The sequence below is a fragment of the Staphylococcus cohnii subsp. cohnii genome (assembly GCF_002902365.1).
Lineage (GTDB): Bacteria > Bacillota > Bacilli > Staphylococcales > Staphylococcaceae > Staphylococcus > Staphylococcus cohnii.
In genome coordinates, this window is sequence record NZ_PPQC01000025.1 from 45,622 (window position 1) to 64,573 (window position 18,952).

The window sequence follows — 18,952 nt, forward strand, 5'->3', positions numbered from 1 at the left end:
AATCCTAATTCACTTTTGACTTTGTCTATCCCTAGAACTGTCATTCGAGTGAAACCCAAAATAGCCTTCATAACTCCAAAAACTAGTTCTACATCAATTTTTCTTTGACTGTAGATTTTTTTTAGTCTCTGGTTCTGAAAGTTGCTGATTAATTTGAGATTTAAAATACTTTCAATTAAAATGCATTATTATCTTCTTATTAGTTTTTGAATTGCTTTCATACATAAATTTTTAAGTGGACATTTTAAACATTACATTCGTATAATTTGAGTCAAGTTATAATTTTTTTACATAAGTAAGGCACCTCGTTAATTTGGTTTAGTAGTGTTTATTAAATTATACGAAAGGGTCTTACTTTTTGAATAAAAATGCAAATTGTACTGATTTTGTAACGTGCTGACGCCCGGGGAAATGATATGAGCGAGAGACTACAGTCTCGAGCTATATCCCCAAGCAAGCATGCACGATCAAAATCGGAAGATTTTAAATATAAAGAGGACAAATCCATTGTTAAGGATTTGTCCTCTTATTTTGAGAATGGGGATTTATGCCCCAGCCTCCTCTATTTTATTTGAGTTTACTGTCTCATACTTATTTTCGTTTATTAAAACCAAAAGTTATTTGATTTGTTCTATTAAAATTATTTTTCTGATCTTAAATTCTCAAATTTTAATACTGGTTGACGAGCAGCTTTCGTTTCATCTAAACGATCAATAATCGTTGTATGAGGTGCTTCTAAAACTTTGTCAGGGTTTTCTTTTGCTTCTTTCGCTATTTCAATCATTGTGTCACAGAAATAATCTAATGTTTCTTTAGATTCTGTTTCAGTTGGTTCAATCATCATACCCTCTTCTACATTTAATGGGAAATAAATAGTAGGTGGATGAACGCCAAAGTCAAGTAAACGTTTTGCCATATCTAACGTTCGTACGCCATATTCTTTTTGTTTTGAACCACTTAAAACAAATTCATGTTTACAATATTGTTCATAAGGGATTTCAAAATGTTCTTTTAATCTTGCTTTAATATAGTTTGCATTTAATACTGCTGCTTCTGAAACTTCTTCAAGTCCTTTATTACCCATAGTTCTAATGTATGTGTAAGCGCGTAAATAAATACCGAAGTTACCATAAAATGGTTTAACGCGTCCGATTGAATTTTCGATATCATTATCATATTTATACACATCATTTTCTTTAACGACCATTGGTTTTGGTAAGAAACTTGCAAGTTCTTTTTTAACACCAACTGGTCCTGAACCAGGTCCACCACCACCGTGTGGCCCAGTAAATGTTTTGTGTAAATTTAAGTGAACAGCATCAAAGCCCATATCTCCAGGTCTAACTTTGTCCATAATTGCATTTAAATTAGCACCATCATAGTACAATAACCCACCGGCTTCGTGTACGATATTTCGAATATCCATGATGTTTTGTTCGAAGATACCTAATGTATTTGGATTTGTAAGCATAATTGCAGCAGTGTTTTCATTAACGAGTCGTTTTAAATCTTCTATATCAACTTCTCCACGTTCATTAGATTTCACTGTAACAGCTTTAAATCCAGCGAATGCCGCTGAAGCTGGGTTTGTACCATGAGCAGAGTCAGGAACGATGACTTCGTTACGGTGTCCTTCGCCATTTTTTTCATGAAAAGCTTTGAAAATCATAAGTGCTGTCCATTCTCCATGAGCACCAGCAGCTGGTTGTAATGTAACTTCGTCCATACCAGTTATTTCTTTAAGTTCTTCTTGTAAGCTATGAATAATCTCTAATGATCCTTGTACCTGTGATTCATCTTGTAGTGGGTGTGATTCAGCAAATCCAGTTATTCTTGCTATTTTCTCATTTACCTTTGGATTATATTTCATGGTACATGATCCTAGCGGATAAAATCCTGAATCCACACCAAAGTTTTTATTTGATAACTCTGTATAATGACGCACTAAATCTAGTTCTGCTACTTCAGGAAATTCAGCTTTATTTTTTCTGATAAATTTGTCATCTAATAGTTTATTAACTGCCCCATTATCAATTTCTTTTTTTGGTAAGGAGTATGCATAGCGACCTTCTTTAGAACGTTCAAAAATTAATGGACTAGATTTACTTACTGCCATTTATTTCACCTGCTTTCTTAACAAATGTATCAATTTCATCTTTCGTTCGTAATTCTGTTACTGCAATTAACATGTGATTGTCGAAGTTTTCTACGATCTCGCTTAAATCAAATCCACCTATGATGTCTTCTTGAATTAAAGCATCGTTTACATCTTTAACAGGTTTATCAAATTTAACAACAAATTCATTAAAAGATGTACCATTACTAACTTCAAATCCTTGTTGTTTAAATTGTTCTTTAGCATAGTTTGCATTTTCAAAATTTTGAACCGCAATATCATAGATACCTTGTTTTCCTAAAGCAGACATACAAATTGATGAAGCCAATGCGTTTAATGCTTGATTTGAACATATATTTGATGTTGCTTTATCACGTCTTATATGTTGTTCACGTGCTTGAAGTGTTAACACAAAACCACGGTTTCCATCTTGGTCTTCAGTTTGTCCTACTAGTCTACCAGGCGTTTTTCTCATAAGTTTCTTAGTAGTAGCAAAGAAACCACAATGAGGACCACCAAACTGTGTTGGAATACCAAATGGTTGCGTATCTCCCACTACAATATCTGCACCAAAACTACCTGGTGGTGTCAATAAGCCTAGTGCGATTGGATTTGTATAAACAATGAATAATGCTTTTTTATTTTCGATAAATGATTGGATTTTTTCTAAATCCTCTATCGAACCATAAAAATTTGGATATTGAACTGCAACAGCAGCAGTATCATCATCAATTGCATTTTCAAGTTTTTCTAAATCTGTAATTGTACCATCTAAATCAACTTCAACAACTTCAAATTCTTCGCGTGTTTTTACATATGTGTGTAACACATGTAGTGCTTGATAATGCATACCTTTTGAAACAACAATTTTATTTTTACGCGTTTGGTTAAATGCTAGAATACAAGCTTCTGCAAAACTTGTCATACCATCGTACATGGATGAGTTGGCAATATCCATATCTGTTAATTCACAGATTAATGTTTGAAATTCAAAGATAGCTTGTAACTCACCTTGTGAAATTTCGGGTTGATAAGGTGTATAGGCAGTATAAAATTCAGAACGCGAGATCATTGCATCTACAACTGCTGGTGCATAGTGATCATAAACACCTGCACCTAAAAATGTAGTATGTGTTTCTTTAGTGATATTTTTACTAGCAATTTTATTAAGCCTTTTAGTTAATGTGGTTTCAGATTCAGCATCAGGAATAGCTAATTCTCTGTTTAATAAAATGTCTTTGGGAACATCTCCAAATAATTCACTGATCGATTCAGCGCCAATTGTTTGAAGCATTTCATTTTTATCTTGATCTGTTAATGGAATATAACGATGACTCACAGTAACACCCCTTTAAATTATTTAGTAATTTGATTTTTCTTAACAATTTTTGCTTTTGCTTGTCTTTTTCTTATTTGTACTATAACTTCCTTGCCCATTTCAAATGCATCTCTATCAATTATAGCTAAACCAATAGACTTACCACTTAACGGAGATTGAGTACCTGAAGTAACTTCACCAATTTCATTTCCATCGATATCATAAACAGTGTAACCAGTTCGTGGAATTCCTTTGTCAATCATTTCAATTCCTACTGTTCTTCTCTTAGAACCATTTTCTTTTTGATCTTTTAACACGTTCTTACCTATAAAATCAGCGTCGATTAATGGTTTAGCAGCAAATGCAATTCCACCTTCATATGGTGTGATTGATTCACTTAAATCTTGTCCATGAAGTGGTAAACCAGCCTCTAATCTTAATGTATCTCTGGCACCAAGACCACATGGTTCCACATCATATTCTAATATTGATTCCCATAGATATGGTGTATCTTCTGATTTACAATAAATTTCGAAGCCATCTTCACCTGTATAACCAGATTGTGATAATATTACATTTTTTCCAAAGAATTCAACATCTTGTAGGAATTCAAATGGAGTCATCTGTGATACATCTTGATTCACATGTTCTTGAACAAAATTACGTGCTTTTGGACCTTGTATAGCTAATTGCCCATATTCTGTTGAAACATTTAAAACTTCAGCATCGAAATTTTCTGCTTGTTTTTTCATCCAATCAAAGTCTTTATCAGTATTTCCAGCATTAACGACTAGTAAATATTCTTTTTCACTAAGTTTATAGGTAATTAAATCATCAATGATACCGCCTTGTTCGTTACACAATGCTGTATATTGTGCTTTCTTTGTGTCTAAATTATCAGTATCATTTGAAAGTAAGTATTGCACTAATTGATCTGCTTCAGCACTTTTTATTAAAATTTCTCCCATGTGACTTACGTCAAATAAGCCCATATTTGTTCTTACAGCATTGTGCTCATCTTTAATACTTGAAAATTGAACTGGCATAGCCCAACCACCAAATTCAACAATTTTTGCACCAAGATCCACGAAGTTTTGATAAAGTGGCGTGTGTTTTAATTCATTTACCATTGCTAAACCCCCTATTATTGTATTAAAAAAGACAGAGTAGACTAAGCCTACCCTGTCAAAAATCCAGGAATGCGTCTCAGTATTATCCTTTTGCCTGAGAGTTTCGTTAAACTTGCACCTTCGGCGATGGTTAAAATCAATTATTAACCATTCTCTCTAATACTGGTCATTCGCTTTCATCGATTCCAATATTTTTTTATATGTAACTGGAAGCGACTTATTACTATTCACTTTGATGAATGCGATTTCATTATATCTTGAAACTCTAGTTGAATACAAGCTTTTTAGTTTAAAAAGCGGTTTATTATTTGCATTGGGTCTGTTGCTATCATTTTTAATTCTATCGTATAGAATTTCTATATCACAATCTAACCATACAACATGTTTTTGTTCTATTAATAAGTTAAAAGCATCATTGCCCTCGATGATGCCTCCACCTGTAGCAATGACATCAAATTGATTAACACATTCTTTTAAGTATTTAAACTCCAAGTTACGAAAACCTTTTTCACCTAATTGTTCAAAAATCTCTGGTATTGTTTTCTCTTCTTGTTGTACTATAAATTCATCTAAATCTACAAAAGTTAATTGATTGTGTTGTGCAATATATTTCCCTAATGTTGTTTTACCTGTACCCATAAAACCTATTAAAATAAGCGGTGTTTTAATTTTATTGTTCAAAAATATCTTCCTTTTGTAATTGTAGTTTAATTTGTTTATCATAATAAGACTCAATATTATCAAGTGTTTTTAGCTGAATATTAAATTGAGAAGAATATATTGCTATTAGTGATAAATATAGCATATAAATAACCATCACAAAAGGGTATATGTACCCGTTTATATTAGAATTGAATTGTTTTTTCAAAAGTACCTCCTTCATAATGCATTTTCAATTTTAATTTTATGTGTTTATTTTTTAATAATATGAACTGTGCATTTGTTACATTATTTAATAAAGTTATGTTTCCTGTATTATTTATTGTTTTGATAATCTTATTGTTTTTGAACTCATATCTATTAGTATTTTCTCTTGTGTCGAATTTTAATATTCGTCCCTTTTTTTCAATTTCTATTGCCGTTGAATTTCTTTGCAATAGTGCTTCGGTTAAGTCTCTAGAAAAAAACTCTATGTCAATGGATGATTCAAAATTAGACTGATGTTTTACAGGGGAGATTGATTTATATAACAAAGGTAACATTGTAAATATCAATAAAGTGATAAATAGTGCAAATAATACTTCAATGTAAGTAAAACTTGAATATTTATTTGTAAAAACATTTTTCATTAACTTGATCCTTTTTTCTTATACATAAATTTGAATTGGTTAATTTAATTTTGTATCCTTCAATATCGATGCCTTTTAGTAAACTTTCACGATCATTATGTTTTAACGTTAATAATATTATTCTTTTCATGTTTAAACTGTCAATTTTATCGTTGAAAGTATGATTTAATTGTAAAATCATAGGCAAAAAAACACTGCACATTAAAAGCATACAAACAAAAGCAATATATGCATCCATAAGTATACTACCGTTAATGCCTCTGTTTCTCATATCTTAATCTTCCTTTTTCAATATGAAATATTAATTTAAATAATTCGTTATCTACTGATAAAAAAATACTACCAAATTTATTTGTATTACCTTTATTGTTGAATGTTAAATATTTTAAATTACTTTTAGGATGTATATAAGTATTTATTGGAAAATTTATATCTTTATTTTCAGTTGATTGTTCTCTAACAATGATTTTATTCGAATAGTCGTTAAATATGAGTGTTATAGATTTATCATCTTTAATCGCTTTAGATTTCAAATAATTTAGTTGAATGATTAAAGTATTCATAAAGTTATTGTTTTCATTAATTTTCTTATCGTTTATTGATAGATGGTTTACTTGAATAAATAATAAGACACTAATGATACCCATAACTAATAGCATTTCTATATATGTAAATGCTTTGCTAGTTTGCAATTACTTCACCGTTATTTATAGTAATGGTTGATCCTGATTTACATTTTTTTTGATTTTCTTTGATATAGCCATCCGCAATCAGTTCATCTATAGACTGTGGTTTTTTATTATGTTTTAGAGTAAATTCTTCAACTTGACTTTCAATCATTTTTATTTGTGCTTCGCAACCAGTACTTTGAATATGTGAAGATTGTTTTGCAATATTGGGTATAATCAAAATCAATAATAAGCTTATAATTAATAATACAAGGAGCATTTCAATTAAAGTAAATGCACGCTTATTAAAAGACTGTTTTATTTTGTTCATTAAAAACCTCCAAATGTTATTATTTAATCGTTTGCATTAGATCGAACATAGGTAACATTATGACTAAATATAAGGAAATGATCAGTATCCCTAGCATGATAAATATAATTGGTTGTATAAATTTAATTATTAATTGTAAATACCGTTCAATTTTTGTAAATATGATTTCGCTATATAATTTTAATTCTATGTCTAGTTTCCCTGTCTTTTCACCCTCCTCAATAAAATTAATCAACCCTTCTTCAAAACAAGAAATCTTTTTTAAAATCTCACTTAACTTATGACCGCTTTGTGTACCTGTTGCTAATTTTCGAGCAAGGTAAATTAAATATGTGTCGTTTTTTTGCTTAGAATATATATCAACGATTGATTGTAAGGTCACGCCGTTTTTGTAAAACAATGCAAATTCTGTAGAAAGTCTGTAAGTTTTATAAAATTTAAAAAAGTACGTAAAATAGGGATTTTTAATATAATACTGTACTTCAAGTTAATCGATAATGTTTTTATGATTTTATAAAATAAATAGGAAAAAATTAAGCAGATTAATGTAATAATAAGCAATGCTTTAGGTAGATATATTAATATAGAGGATAAGATTAATTGAGTTTTTGATATTTCAACATCAAAGCTATTATAGAATGCTTGAAATTCAGGTATAATAGTATGATTTAAAATTATTAACATTCCTATAAAAATTGTGATTAATAGTAAGGGATATTGCAGTGTTCTAATTAGTTGTTGCTTTGCTTTGTGATTTCGAATCAAATAGTCTTTTGCATGTGGTAGTGTTGATGTGAGTTCACTAAATAATTCTGAGAAATATATTAACATGATAATAATTTTAGGATATTTTAGAAGTAATAGGATTTCATAACATTGTGCACCTTGATCTAGACGCGTATTAATCAAAGAAACTAATTTGGGTGATTTTATTTTTATATGTTGTAATAAAAATTTAAATGATTCCGATAATGTGAAACCATGTTGAAGTAAATCATGTAATCTTTGAAGTAAGTCAATTTGATTCTTTTCGCTGATAAGCATAAATCGAGGTGTATTAAAGATATCTATTGAGTGTTTCTTCACAAATTTCTCCTTCTTTTGCCATTTCTTGCAACTTGTAAGATAAATTTTTGAATGTGTTCGGAAGTGTAAGTTGATTTTCAAAATAAAAGTCTATATCTTCACGGTTTAATTGTTCATAAATAAGAGAACGTTCATTCTTTGAAGTGATTACTAATCTCTGATTAATAATACTTAATACCGTCTGTCGCAGTTCTTGAATCGTAATGCCCATTTCTAATAATCTACTCAATGCGCCTTTACAATTATTTGAATGTATCGTTGAAAGTACTAAATGCCCACTTAAACTTGCATGAATTACTTGTTTAGCAATCATTGCATCCCTGATTTCACCAATGAGTATTATATCAGGATCACACCTCAAAATAGCCTTAAAAGAATTAGCGTAATTAATACCTGCTTTTTCGTTGATAGACACTTGAGTAATTCCCTCAACTAAACGCTCTACAGGATCTTCTACGGTAATGATGTTAACATTTAAATGCTCCTTTGCGTGTACTATGAGCTGATACATTAATGTACTTTTTCCAGATCCCGTCGGACCGCTAAACAGTATTAACCCTTGTTTTTTATGAACTAGTTTAAATAATTGATTAATACTAAGTGCTTTTGCAGAATTTTGAAAGTATTGAGGTATAATTCTCACTACACAACTTTCAAATCCTAGAGATAAAGGTAAAGTTGAAACTCTTAAATAATATAATTGTTTGAGTTTGTAAGCATATCTTCCACTTTGCGCAGTGCTATGTGTTGAGACATCTAAGCCAGCCTGATATTTCATATATGTGAGCAATTTCCTATAAATATGAACTTCAACTGTTTCTATAGTGCTTAAATATTCTTTTTTCCTAAATTTAATGTGTACTTTGTTTTGGTCAGGGATAAAATGTACATCTGATACATTTTCATTAATAGCTTTATCAATAATGTTTTTAAAGAGTAACTTCAAAAAAACACCTCCTACAATAATACACGTAGGAGGTGTTAATATTACTTACTAAAGTTAAATTAACCATGCAAGTATGGATTAAGTTGTTCATCTTCAATCGTTGTATATGGCCCATGACCTGGGAATAAAGGTAAATCATCATCTAGCTTGAATAATTTATCTAATATCGAGTCAACTAATGTTTCATAATCACCTTTATATAAATCAGTTCTTCCTATACCTTGTTTAAATAAAGTATCACCAACTACAGCAAATTCGTCAAATATAAAAGATAAACTACCAGGCGAATGTCCAGGCGTATGAATTACTTTGAATTTAAAGCTTTCAATTTCCATAGAACCTTCATCAATCTTTTGTGGTGATACGCGACTTGTGACAGGCGTTAATCCATATTGCTTAAATTTCTGTGAACCATTTTTATCAGTATTAGTTAAAAAATCAAATTCACTGTAATGCATATAAACGGGCACCTTATATTTATCAACAATTTGATCTAAAGCACCAATATGGTCGAAATGAGCGTGTGTTAACAATACTGCAATGACAGGTTTATTAATTTGGTTTAATTTTTTTATAATTAATTCATAATCAGCCGCTGGATCAACTATAATGACATGCTTATCATTTTCAATAAAATAAGTATTCGTCTTAACTAAGCCCAATGCTAAACTAGAAATTTGCATTGTTAGCGACCTCCATTATCTAAATGATTTTGAACTGATTTTAGTTTATCATTCATTTTGCGAGATTTATCTCTTCTATCGTCAATTCTGATATTCGTACAAACTCTATCAATACCTTTATCAAAAGGTAATTCATGAATGGCTTGAACGACTTCAAATAAATCTTTCAAATCTCCTTCAATTAAGGTATTCATTGGTGTTAATTGATAGTCAATTTTACCTTGTGCTTTAAATTCTTTTAATTTCGTTTGTATCTCAGCAATATATTTGCTAACACTTGGTCCTTCTGTACCCACAGGTATAACTACTACATCTACTATAGCCATTATTTCACACCTTCCTTTTCAATTATATAAGTATAAATTAAGCCAGCAGCACCAGTAATGCCCGCATCATTACCTAATTTAGCTTGAACAATTTCTGTTCCTTGTTGTGCTGGTGTAAAAGTTAGATTATGATACTCTGTTTTTATATTTTCAATTAAAATCAAACCAGCTGTAGACATTCCTCCACCTAAAACAATATATTTAGGGTTACTTGTCACGCTGATAATACTGCACAAATATGCAATATAATTAGCTACACGCTCCGTAATAAAGATACAGAATTGATCTCCAGCTTTCGCTGCATCAAATACTGCTTTTGCGGTAACTTGATTATCTTTGATTAATTGAAGTATCGAAGATTTAAACGTTAATTTAGGATAATAAAAATTCACTAAATTAACAACACCTGTCGCGGAAGCAACGGTTTCAATACAACCTGATTTACCACAATTACATTTAAAGCGTTGATCATGGTCAACTCTAAAATGACCAATTTCAGCACCAGAGCCATTATGACCGTGCACAATTTCTCCGTTAGAAATAATACCGCCACCTAGACCAGTGCCTAATGTGATTGCAACTACATCGTCTGCACCATGTCCTGCACCTTTGTGCTTTTCACCTAACGCTGCAACATTAGCATCATTATCAACATAAACAGGACATTCTACAAATTGTTTGAAAATTTCTCTGACATTAACAGTTTCTTTCCAATATAAGTTAACTGCACCATTAACCTCACCTGTTTCAAAATTCACTGGTCCTGGTACACCAATACCAACACCTAACACATCTGAAAAAACAAAGTCAGAATTATCGACATGTTCAACGAAAGATTCATAAACATTTTTCAAAAGTGCATAACCTGTAACATCTGACGTATCAGTTTTTATAGACCATTTCTCAATTTGTTCTAATTGTTGGTCGAATATACCTAGCTTACAAGTTGTACCACCAATATCTGCTGCTAAGATAATTTTTTTCATGTATTTTATTCATCCTTCTCTTATTTTTAAGGAATGTTAAATTAAATCTTGATTTCATCAACAGTCTATTTTAATGTTTTACATGTTAAAATAGTTGTCTTCTTCCTTAAAATATATTTTTTCTCTGTATAAAACATATATATCTATATTAATATTTTTCATTTCACAAATGCAATGATAACGAATATAAAGATATATTATATAATCAATAACAAAAAATGTGGCTATTGATTGTTAACTGTTTAAACTGCCAATATGGTGTGTATCCATATTATAAAAACCACTTACTCATATAATGATTCAAGAAATTAGCGTTCATTTTTCCGTTGATTAATAATTAATTTAGATTTAATATAATCATCTTTGGTAATTAAACTATATTCATACAATGAATGTAATTCTTGTTCCATCATTTCATAAATATCTGACTTATCCTTAAAGTAAATGATAAAACCAAATTTTTTTAAAAGTTGTTGTACATCATAAAATGTATTAATCTCATGAATCACTGTCATCGCTCAATTCTTTATTTAAATTAATATAATCATGATTAGTTGGATCTATTTTTAATGCAGCTTTAATATGTTTTTTTGCTTTATCTTTGTTATCGATAGATCTATTTGCTACCGCTAGTTTGTAATTTAATAATGCAGAATCTGGAAAGTTTCTTAAACCTCTTTCCCATGTTGCCATTCCTTCTGATTTTGAATCTGTTGTCGCATTAATTAATCCTTTTAGGTAGTATGTTTCATCATCGGCATAACTTTTATTTACCGTGTGTTGTACCATATCTTTAGCACTTTTATAATTACCATGCTTCATTTCCTTTTCAATGATTGTATTATAAATATTATCCTCTTGAATCGTAAAGATGCGAATTTGAGCTGCAATAAATAAAACAATCATTAAAATTAGAAAAATCCAGAATTTATTTTGGTTGATTTTAAAATAATATCCTATAAGTGTTATTAGTAAACCACCAATGAAACCACCCACATGTGCTACTATATTTACATTTTGCATTAATAATGAAGCACCAATTAAAATGACTAGGACAATCAATAATTGGCCAATTAACTTTTGATTAAATTGTTTACCAATATACATAAACGCAAAAATGGCTCCAATTAAACCAAAAATAGCACCACTTGCACCAACGGAAACAGTATCCGTATTAAAAGATAAGGAAGCAAAATTACCAAATAAGCCAGAAACAAAATAAATAATTAAAAATCGCCAATGCCCAACAATAGCTTCCACTATTTTTCCAAAAATAAATAAACTCAACATATTCATTAATATATGTTCAAAATTATAATGTAAAAATATAGATGATATGAGTCTGTACCATTCTCCATGAACGACGTTAAAATGTACAAGACCTCCAATATCTAAAAGTTTCAAATCAGAAAAATGATTTAAAAATAGCACCATCGAAAGCCAAATAATAATATTAATTACAATTAATAAATATGTAACTGGCGCAAATTTAAGCATATGTTTTTCAATAGGATTATTATTTAATGCTCTTTGCTTATAAAAACCTTTTGTATGTTTCGTACTACGGTTAAACATAAATTTCATTAAATAATTGGGCATTATTTTATCCAAATGTTCAACTTGTCGAATAATCTTCACTTTGAATTTAACTGATTTTAGTTCGTCCAAATTTTCATTTGTAAATGTTTTATCAGTGTAAATATATAAATAATAATTTTGGGGTTTGAAACCTAAAAATGTAATAATATCTTCTTCATGGTCTTGAATTCTACTTTTATCAAATCTAACTTCTTGTGTAGAATTAGCACCAAATTTAAATATTGCAACAGATTGCTTTCTTTTATTTGCAAGCCAAATTTCAGAATCATCTTGATTACGATGTACAACTTGATAGTTTAAATATTTTGTCCAAGTATAAATTGACTTCCAAAAGTGCTTTTCAGTTATCATTTTTTCCTCCATTAATGCGTAGCCGCTATAATTAATTTTTGCACAGGTTGATCATGTGCTTCTATTTCAAAATCATTTATTTGGAAGTCATAAATTAAACTTATTGTTGGCTGTTGATGATGTGATAAAAATTTATCAAAATAACCCCCACCATAACCAATTCTGTAGCCTTTGTTATTGAATACTACACCTGGTACTATTAACAAATCTAAATCATTCGTTATTTCTGTATTACTTGTAACATAATTAATTCCTTTATCGTCAGGTGCAAGATTCGATAAATCATCTAAACCTTTAAATGACATTGTTTTGGTTTTATAATCAGTTTCTGGTACATATACATTTTTATCATCATTTAGCATTTTTGAAATGATTGGATAAGTATCGACTTCATGTGCCATTGACAGCACAATACCAATACGTTTTGCTGATTTATATTCAGATAAATTCAATAATTGTTGTGTTAAGTATTGATCAGCAGATAATTTTTGCTCTTGTTCGGAAAATTGTTTCATCTTTTTTATTATTTCTTTTCTTAATGAACGTTTACTCATATATGACACCTTCCCATTTTATATCCTCTTTTATTATAACGATAAAAATATGTTATGTCATCATACTGCTATTTCAATATATTTTTGAAAAAAAATAACCAGATTCAAATTTTAGAATCTGGTTAAAATTTTCATTATTTTGTTTCACGGTGCAAAGTATGTTTGTTATCACGAGCACAGTGTTTTTTCATTTCGATACGTTCAGGATTAGTACGTTTATTTTTTGTTGTAATGTAGTTTCTTTCTCCACATTCTGTGCAAGCTAGTGTTACGTTTACGCGCATGCTAATTCCTCCTTACCTTTTCAAAATACGACTTATTTATCATACCATTTAGTTATAAAATTGAAAAGTATTATTTTTTAATATAGACCATACCCATAGGTTTTAAAGAGAAAATAGGTTGTTTATGGTTTACTTTTTATCTTTTTCCTTAAAATAATAGTTAATTATATCGCGACCTAAGTCACCACCATTAAGCCAAGGTTCTGGAACAGGCTGATTCGTATATACAATTGAAAATGCTAATTTTGGATTTTCTATTGGTGCATAACCAACATAAGTTGAATTTACTTTTGGTTCACCATCTTGGAATACTTCTGCAGTACCAGTTTTACCAGCTGAAGGGACAACGGTATCATTGAAACTTTGATAGCCTGTACCTTCTTTTTCATTAAATGCCATTTTAAACCCTTCTTGTACTTGCTTAACTTGGTCTGATGTATTGTTAACTTTATTTAATACATCGCCTTTTACTTTCTGTTTAACTGGACCTAAGGAGTCTTTATTTGTTGCTTTTCTAATTTCTAAACCTACATGTGGTTGAATTCTATAACCATCATTTGCAATTGTAGAAGCATATTGTGATAACTGTAATGGTGAATAAGTATCATATTGTCCAATTGCTAAATCTAAATAATTTCCTGGATTATCTGTTAATGATTCTATCTGACCCCCAGTTTCATTTGGCAAATCGATACCTGTTTTAACACCTAAGCCAACTTGATTTAGCCCTTTTCGTAATTTTTGACCTGCTTCTGAAATATCAGTAGGCAATGTCATGTTTGGTGTGTATGGGGAACCAGCAATTTTTAATGCTGTTTTAAACATGTATACGTTTGATGAATGCATTAAAGCTTCTTTATCATCAATCGTTACTTTACCATCTTGGTTGAAGTATGAACGTTTAGAAAGACCCCCTGCAAATTTTAATGGTTCATCAACCATTTTCTCACCAACATTAATGGCATCGTTTTGGTAACCTGCTAGTAATGTTCCCCCTTTAACAGACGATCCAACAGCGTATTGTGACGTGAACGTTCCGATATCATAATCAGTTAAATCACCATTTTTATCAATTTGTTTCCCAGCCATTGCTAAAATATCACCATTATTAGGATTTTGGACAACCACTAAAGCATTGTCCATATCTTTAGCACCTTCACTACGTAATTTGCTTATTTGTTTTTCCAAATACTCTTCTGTTTTCTTTTGTAAATCAATATCAATACTTAAAACAAGATCGTCTCCACGTGATCCTTCATGAATTACTTGTGAATCAATGACTTCTCCTGATTTATCTGTTGTGTATTTCATTTCTTTCTTTTTACCCTTGAGAATATTATCGTATTGATATTCTAAATAAGATTTTCCTACACGATCATTTCTTGAATATCCTTTTGATAAATATTGTTCTGTTAATTCTTTTGGAATACCTTCTTGTGTAGTAGAGACATCGCCAAAAATACCGCGTAATGTATCATCATATGGATATTTTCGATCCCAATCCATCGTAGTATTAACGCCTGGTAAATCAGAAAGTTTTTGTGACACTGCAGCATATTCTTCATCTGTAACATCTTCGTTTTTAATCATTTGAGGATCTAATGCAGAACCAGACATCATTTCTCTAAATATTGCTAAAACTTGTAAATCTTTATCAGAAAATGAATCAAATTGTTTCTTTCCAATTTTTTTATGTAATGTTTCATCATATTGTTCTTGAGTAATACTTCCATCGTCTAATAATGATTGCTCTTTTTTCATTAATTCATCAGCTTTATTAGGATGTTTTAAAATCCAAAAATCTTGTTTATCTCGATCTGTAATTTTATCAGTATCCATTTTTATAAGTTTTGACAAATCATTAGCTATTTTTAAAACCTCTGATTGCGATGTTTTTCTTCCACGAGAAAAGGTAATGGCTTTTTTAGATGCATTATCTACTAGGACTTTACCATTTCTATCGAGAATTCTCCCTCTTGGAACAGCTTCATTAACAGTTAAATTTTCACTGTTTTTAATTAATTGCTTATAATGAGAGCCCTGCGCAATTTGCAAATAACCTAATCGTAAAACAATAATCGCAAAAATAAATACAATTAGACCAAACACAAAGCTTATTCTTTTATTCATCGTATTTCTTATTTTCTCATCGTTTGATTTTTCCTTTAATCTTTTTAGCAAAACAACATACCTCTATTCAAAAGTGATCACTTTAAATGATATATGAAATTGACACAGATTTCTATTATTTTAAATAAAAAAACGACGACCTGTGTAAGGCCGTCAAAAATAGAAGCTTAATTATTTAGCAGCGTTATATAATTCATCAACTTTTTCCCAATTTACAACGTTCCAGAAAGCACTAATATATTCTGGACGTTTGTTTTGGTATTTAAGATAATAAGCATGTTCCCAAACGTCTAAGCCTAGGATTGGTGTTTTACCTTCTGTAAGTGGGTTATCTTGGTTTGGAGTTGTAACAATTTCTAAATTACCATTATTAACAACTAGCCAAGCCCATCCTGAACCAAAACGAGCTGCAGCTTTATCTGCAAATTCTTCTTTAAATGCATCTAAAGAACCCCATTGTTCTTTAATTTTATCAACTACAGTTCCTTTTTCTTCAGAGTTTGGAGTTAATAATTCCCAGAATAATGAGTGGTTTAAGTGTCCACCGCCATTATTTCTAACAGCTGTTTGAATATCTTCTGGTACACTGTCTAAATTTGCAATAATTTCTTCAATTGATTTAGACTCTAAATCAGTACCTTCAATTGCTGCATTTAATTTAGTAACATAAGTGTTATGATGTTTGTCGTGATGAATTTCCATTGTTTGTTGATCAATATGTGGTTCTAATGCATCAGAACCATAAGGTAAGTTTGGTAATTCAAAAGCCATAAATAATCATCCTCCTAATTAATCTGTAAATAAAGCATAACAACTAAAAATGATTACAACAATGAATATGCTTACAAACTTATTCAAAAGTCATAAAATTATATTTGTTATCTTTAGTTCCTTTATTATTATATCTCAAAATAGTGGATTTTAAACATAATAGCCAAAGTATTTTAAAAATTCAATATAATTCAGACTAATGACCTATGTTTAGAAGGAAACTTTTTTGTAATAAGCGTCGATTGGTGCCATTTTACATTTAGAAATGCGTTGGCAATTTTAAGCATGCTGACAAGCTTCACATACTCCATAAACTTCTAATTTGTGGGTATGGATTGCAACTTTAGGTAAAAACGCCTTTATCTGTTCAATTGGACAAAAATCGATTATTTTTGTATCACCACAGGATTCACAAATAAAATGATGATGATGGTGATCAGTACACGCAATTCTAAATTTCATTTCACCATCGAGTTCCGTGCCCTCAACGATACCTAAGTCTTTAAATAAATGTAAATTTCTATATATCGTGTCAAAGGAGATACCTGGATAATCCTTATCTAATTTTTGCTGTATATGTTTTGCGTTAATATACTTATCTTTTTCTATAAAAACATTTATCATATCTCTTCTTTTATTTGTATATTTGTGTCCTTCTGCTTTTAGAATATTAATTGCTTCGTCTATTTTCATTATTAATAGCCCCTTTCACAGTTTTTAATTTGAACTTTTGATATGACATCATTATTGCTAATAAAAGAACAAGTAGTACGACAATCACGCCACCAGGGGAAATATTCATATAAAATGCTAATACAAGCCCTGCTATAACTGAAAATTCTCCAATTAATACACTCAATATAATAAGTTGTTTGAAACCTTTCGTCATACGCATTGCTATAGCTATCGGCAATGTAATTAATGCACTTACTAATAATATACCTACTACTCTCATAGATGCTGATATGACCATCGCGACTATTATGATAAATAAAAACTGTATCCATTTTGGAATACCTATAACTTTACTATATTCTTCATCGAATGATAGTATGAATAACTCTTTGTAATATAATAATATAAATGCTAATACGATGATAACGATTGCGATAATGGTTGATAAATCACTGATAGTTACAGCACTAATAGAACCAAATAATAAACCAACAATTTCTTGATTAAAACCATCTGCTAATGAAATAAAAATAGCACTTAATGCTATGCCTGCACTCATTATAATTGGAATAGCGATTTCTTGGTAATTACTATACGACGTCCTAAGCTTTTCGATTAATAATGCACCAATGACTGCGAATAATATGCCGAACCACATAGGATTAATAAATGTAAGTGCAGGTGCAATCGTCACGAAAAACATGCCAAAAGAAATACCACCAAGTGTAACGTGGCTTAATGCATCTGCGATTAAAGATAGCCTTCGAACAACAATAAATGCACCGATTAATGGGGCAATAAAGCCAATCAAAATACCACTTATCAGAGAGTATCTCATAAAATCAAAATTTAATAATGCCTCAATCATGATGAACAACACTCCCTATTATGTTGATGGTCTACAAACTGAATAGGATGACCGTATATTTTAGATATTTCCACTTCATCTAACGACTTAAAATCCTCTGTCGTGCCATGAAAATGTAAATGCTTGTTTAAACATGCTACTTCCGTAGCAGTATCTGCTACAACACCTATATCATGGGTAACTAAAATGATTGTTACTCCTTCATTTTTTAAGGTCTCTAATGTTTCATAAAATTCACTAACGTGTTTTGCATCTATACCGTTCGTCGGTTCATCTAGTATAAGTACTGAGGGATTGCTAATTAAAGCTCGCGCTATTAATACACGTTGTTGTTGCCCACCCGATAATTCTGCAATATTTTTATTAATTAAGTGACCTATATTCAAACTATTTAATACGGCTACCACTTTATGTTCATCATTTTTATTAAACCATTGAAATAACTTTTTACGTTTTGTAAGCCCGCTCATAACAACTTCTTTTACACTCGCAGGAAAGCCCGCTTTAAATGCTTGAGCTTTTTGTGAAACATAACTAATTTTATATAGAGATTGCTTTCCATTATATGCTTTGCCATCTACATATATTTCACCTTTTTGCAAAGGTAATAGTCCTAATATGATTTTTAGCAAAGTTGATTTGCCAGCACCATTTGGTCCTACTATAGCCAAAAATTGACCTTTATTAATTTTAATATTTATGTTTTCTAATACTTTTTTATTTTCAAAATAATAATCAATATTTTTTAATTCAAACACTGGAGTAGTCATCTTTTCACCTCGTTCTATACTATACAACTTGTTAACAATTATGTAAATAGTAATGTTTACGAATTAACAAA

21 protein-coding genes, 1 pseudogene and 1 riboswitch are annotated in these 18,952 nt (G+C 30.2%); all 22 genes and pseudogenes read right to left on the minus strand.

Going from position 1 to position 18,952, the window contains the following annotated elements; genetic code table 11:
• Nucleotides 1-251, minus strand: a pseudogene (locus CD032_RS04840) (transposase); the annotation flags it as partial.
• Between the two features lie 389 nt (nt 252-640).
• Nucleotides 641-2,116, minus strand: coding sequence for an aminomethyl-transferring glycine dehydrogenase subunit GcvPB (gene gcvPB, locus CD032_RS04845; protein ID WP_019469338.1), 1,476 nt, complete (start codon nt 2,114-2,116; stop codon nt 641-643).
• A complete protein-coding gene (gcvPA, locus tag CD032_RS04850) occupies nt 2,103-3,455 on the minus strand; it encodes an aminomethyl-transferring glycine dehydrogenase subunit GcvPA (protein WP_103211233.1) in 1,353 nt (450 codons plus the stop codon). Before gcvPA ends, gcvPB begins: the two co-directional genes overlap by 14 nt.
• Nucleotides 3,456-3,472: 17 nt before the next feature.
• A complete protein-coding gene (gene gcvT / locus CD032_RS04855) occupies nt 3,473-4,564 on the minus strand; it encodes a glycine cleavage system aminomethyltransferase GcvT (protein WP_019469340.1) in 1,092 nt (363 codons plus the stop codon).
• 72 nt (nt 4,565-4,636) lie between these two features.
• Nucleotides 4,637-4,734: riboswitch (glycine riboswitch) on the minus strand.
• Complete coding sequence (locus tag CD032_RS04860) at nt 4,721-5,245, minus strand: shikimate kinase (protein WP_019469341.1); 525 nt, start codon at nt 5,243-5,245, stop codon at nt 4,721-4,723. It overlaps the preceding riboswitch by 14 nt.
• A gap of 164 nt (nt 5,246-5,409) precedes the next feature.
• The gene (locus tag CD032_RS04870; RefSeq protein ID WP_019469343.1) at nt 5,410-5,853 is read right to left on the minus strand and encodes a ComGF family competence protein; all 444 of its coding nucleotides are present in this window, start codon (nt 5,851-5,853) and stop codon (nt 5,410-5,412) included.
• Between the two features lie 251 nt (nt 5,854-6,104).
• Entirely contained in the window at nt 6,105-6,545 is a 441-nt protein-coding gene (gene comGD, locus CD032_RS04880; RefSeq protein ID WP_019469345.1) for a competence type IV pilus minor pilin ComGD, read from the minus strand.
• A complete protein-coding gene (gene comGC / locus CD032_RS04885; RefSeq protein ID WP_040030035.1) occupies nt 6,535-6,852 on the minus strand; it encodes a competence type IV pilus major pilin ComGC in 318 nt (105 codons plus the stop codon). The genes comGD and comGC overlap by 11 nt, the downstream gene beginning before the upstream one ends.
• A 19-nt stretch (nt 6,853-6,871) precedes the next feature.
• Nucleotides 6,872-7,234: a type II secretion system F family protein gene (locus CD032_RS13305; protein WP_230620688.1), complete on the minus strand. Its 363-nt coding sequence runs from the start codon at nt 7,232-7,234 to the stop codon at nt 6,872-6,874.
• 675 nt (nt 7,235-7,909) lie between these two features.
• Entirely contained in the window at nt 7,910-8,884 is a 975-nt protein-coding gene (comGA, locus tag CD032_RS04895; protein ID WP_019469347.1) for a competence type IV pilus ATPase ComGA, read from the minus strand.
• 59 nt (nt 8,885-8,943) lie between these two features.
• Nucleotides 8,944-9,567, minus strand: a complete 624-nt coding sequence (locus tag CD032_RS04900) for an MBL fold metallo-hydrolase (RefSeq protein WP_019469348.1) — start codon at nt 9,565-9,567, stop codon at nt 8,944-8,946.
• 2 nt (nt 9,568-9,569) lie between these two features.
• Complete coding sequence (locus tag CD032_RS04905; protein WP_019469349.1) at nt 9,570-9,893, minus strand: MTH1187 family thiamine-binding protein; 324 nt, start codon at nt 9,891-9,893, stop codon at nt 9,570-9,572.
• Nucleotides 9,893-10,879: a glucokinase gene (locus CD032_RS04910; RefSeq protein WP_019469350.1), complete on the minus strand. Its 987-nt coding sequence runs from the start codon at nt 10,877-10,879 to the stop codon at nt 9,893-9,895. The genes CD032_RS04905 and CD032_RS04910 overlap by 1 nt, the downstream gene beginning before the upstream one ends.
• A gap of 308 nt (nt 10,880-11,187) precedes the next feature.
• Entirely contained in the window at nt 11,188-11,394 is a 207-nt protein-coding gene (locus CD032_RS04915) for a YqgQ family protein (protein ID WP_019469351.1), read from the minus strand.
• Nucleotides 11,378-12,829 carry a rhomboid family protein gene (locus tag CD032_RS04920; RefSeq protein ID WP_019469352.1) on the minus strand — a complete coding sequence of 484 codons (1,452 nt, stop codon included), beginning with the start codon at nt 12,827-12,829 and terminating at the stop codon, nt 11,378-11,380. The genes CD032_RS04915 and CD032_RS04920 overlap by 17 nt, the downstream gene beginning before the upstream one ends.
• Nucleotides 12,830-12,840: 11 nt before the next feature.
• Nucleotides 12,841-13,383, minus strand: a complete 543-nt coding sequence (locus CD032_RS04925) for a 5-formyltetrahydrofolate cyclo-ligase (RefSeq protein ID WP_019469353.1) — start codon at nt 13,381-13,383, stop codon at nt 12,841-12,843.
• Nucleotides 13,384-13,517: 134 nt separating this feature from the next.
• Nucleotides 13,518-13,667 (minus strand): 50S ribosomal protein L33, encoded by a 150-nt coding sequence (gene rpmG, locus CD032_RS04930; RefSeq protein WP_019469354.1) that lies wholly within the window; start codon nt 13,665-13,667, stop codon nt 13,518-13,520.
• Nucleotides 13,668-13,796: 129 nt separating this feature from the next.
• Nucleotides 13,797-15,848, minus strand: a complete 2,052-nt coding sequence (locus tag CD032_RS04935; RefSeq protein WP_071562264.1) for a peptidoglycan D,D-transpeptidase FtsI family protein — start codon at nt 15,846-15,848, stop codon at nt 13,797-13,799.
• Nucleotides 15,849-15,968: 120 nt separating this feature from the next.
• Nucleotides 15,969-16,568, minus strand: a complete 600-nt coding sequence (locus CD032_RS04940; protein ID WP_019469356.1) for a superoxide dismutase — start codon at nt 16,566-16,568, stop codon at nt 15,969-15,971.
• A 279-nt stretch (nt 16,569-16,847) separates the two neighbouring features.
• Entirely contained in the window at nt 16,848-17,261 is a 414-nt protein-coding gene (locus CD032_RS04945; RefSeq protein WP_019469357.1) for a Fur family transcriptional regulator, read from the minus strand.
• Complete coding sequence (locus CD032_RS04950; protein ID WP_103211235.1) at nt 17,239-18,111, minus strand: metal ABC transporter permease; 873 nt, start codon at nt 18,109-18,111, stop codon at nt 17,239-17,241. Before CD032_RS04950 ends, CD032_RS04945 begins: the two co-directional genes overlap by 23 nt.
• Nucleotides 18,108-18,881 (minus strand): metal ABC transporter ATP-binding protein, encoded by a 774-nt coding sequence (locus tag CD032_RS04955; protein ID WP_019469359.1) that lies wholly within the window; start codon nt 18,879-18,881, stop codon nt 18,108-18,110. Before CD032_RS04955 ends, CD032_RS04950 begins: the two co-directional genes overlap by 4 nt.
• Nucleotides 18,882-18,952 lie beyond the last annotated feature (71 nt).

Coding starts and splice junctions, on each gene's coding strand:
- CD032_RS04955 (WP_019469359.1), bottom strand. CDS start 18,881: ATGACTACTCCAGTGTTTGAATTAAAAAATATTGATTATTATTTTGAA.
- CD032_RS04940 (WP_019469356.1), bottom strand. CDS start 16,568: ATGGCTTTTGAATTACCAAACTTACCTTATGGTTCTGATGCATTAGAA.
- gcvPB (WP_019469338.1), bottom strand. CDS start 2,116: ATGGCAGTAAGTAAATCTAGTCCATTAATTTTTGAACGTTCTAAAGAA.
- CD032_RS04925 (WP_019469353.1), bottom strand. CDS start 13,383: ATGAGTAAACGTTCATTAAGAAAAGAAATAATAAAAAAGATGAAACAA.
- CD032_RS04945 (WP_019469357.1), bottom strand. CDS start 17,261: ATGAAAATAGACGAAGCAATTAATATTCTAAAAGCAGAAGGACACAAA.
- CD032_RS04915 (WP_019469351.1), bottom strand. CDS start 11,394: ATGACAGTGATTCATGAGATTAATACATTTTATGATGTACAACAACTT.
- comGC (WP_040030035.1), bottom strand. CDS start 6,852: ATGAACAAAATAAAACAGTCTTTTAATAAGCGTGCATTTACTTTAATT.
- CD032_RS04870 (WP_019469343.1), bottom strand. CDS start 5,853: ATGAAAAATGTTTTTACAAATAAATATTCAAGTTTTACTTACATTGAA.
- CD032_RS04920 (WP_019469352.1), bottom strand. CDS start 12,829: ATGATAACTGAAAAGCACTTTTGGAAGTCAATTTATACTTGGACAAAA.
- CD032_RS04950 (WP_103211235.1), bottom strand. CDS start 18,111: ATGATTGAGGCATTATTAAATTTTGATTTTATGAGATACTCTCTGATA.
- gcvT (WP_019469340.1), bottom strand. CDS start 4,564: ATGGTAAATGAATTAAAACACACGCCACTTTATCAAAACTTCGTGGAT.
- CD032_RS04905 (WP_019469349.1), bottom strand. CDS start 9,893: ATGGCTATAGTAGATGTAGTAGTTATACCTGTGGGTACAGAAGGACCA.
- CD032_RS04900 (WP_019469348.1), bottom strand. CDS start 9,567: ATGCAAATTTCTAGTTTAGCATTGGGCTTAGTTAAGACGAATACTTAT.
- CD032_RS04910 (WP_019469350.1), bottom strand. CDS start 10,879: ATGAAAAAAATTATCTTAGCAGCAGATATTGGTGGTACAACTTGTAAG.
- rpmG (WP_019469354.1), bottom strand. CDS start 13,667: ATGCGCGTAAACGTAACACTAGCTTGCACAGAATGTGGAGAAAGAAAC.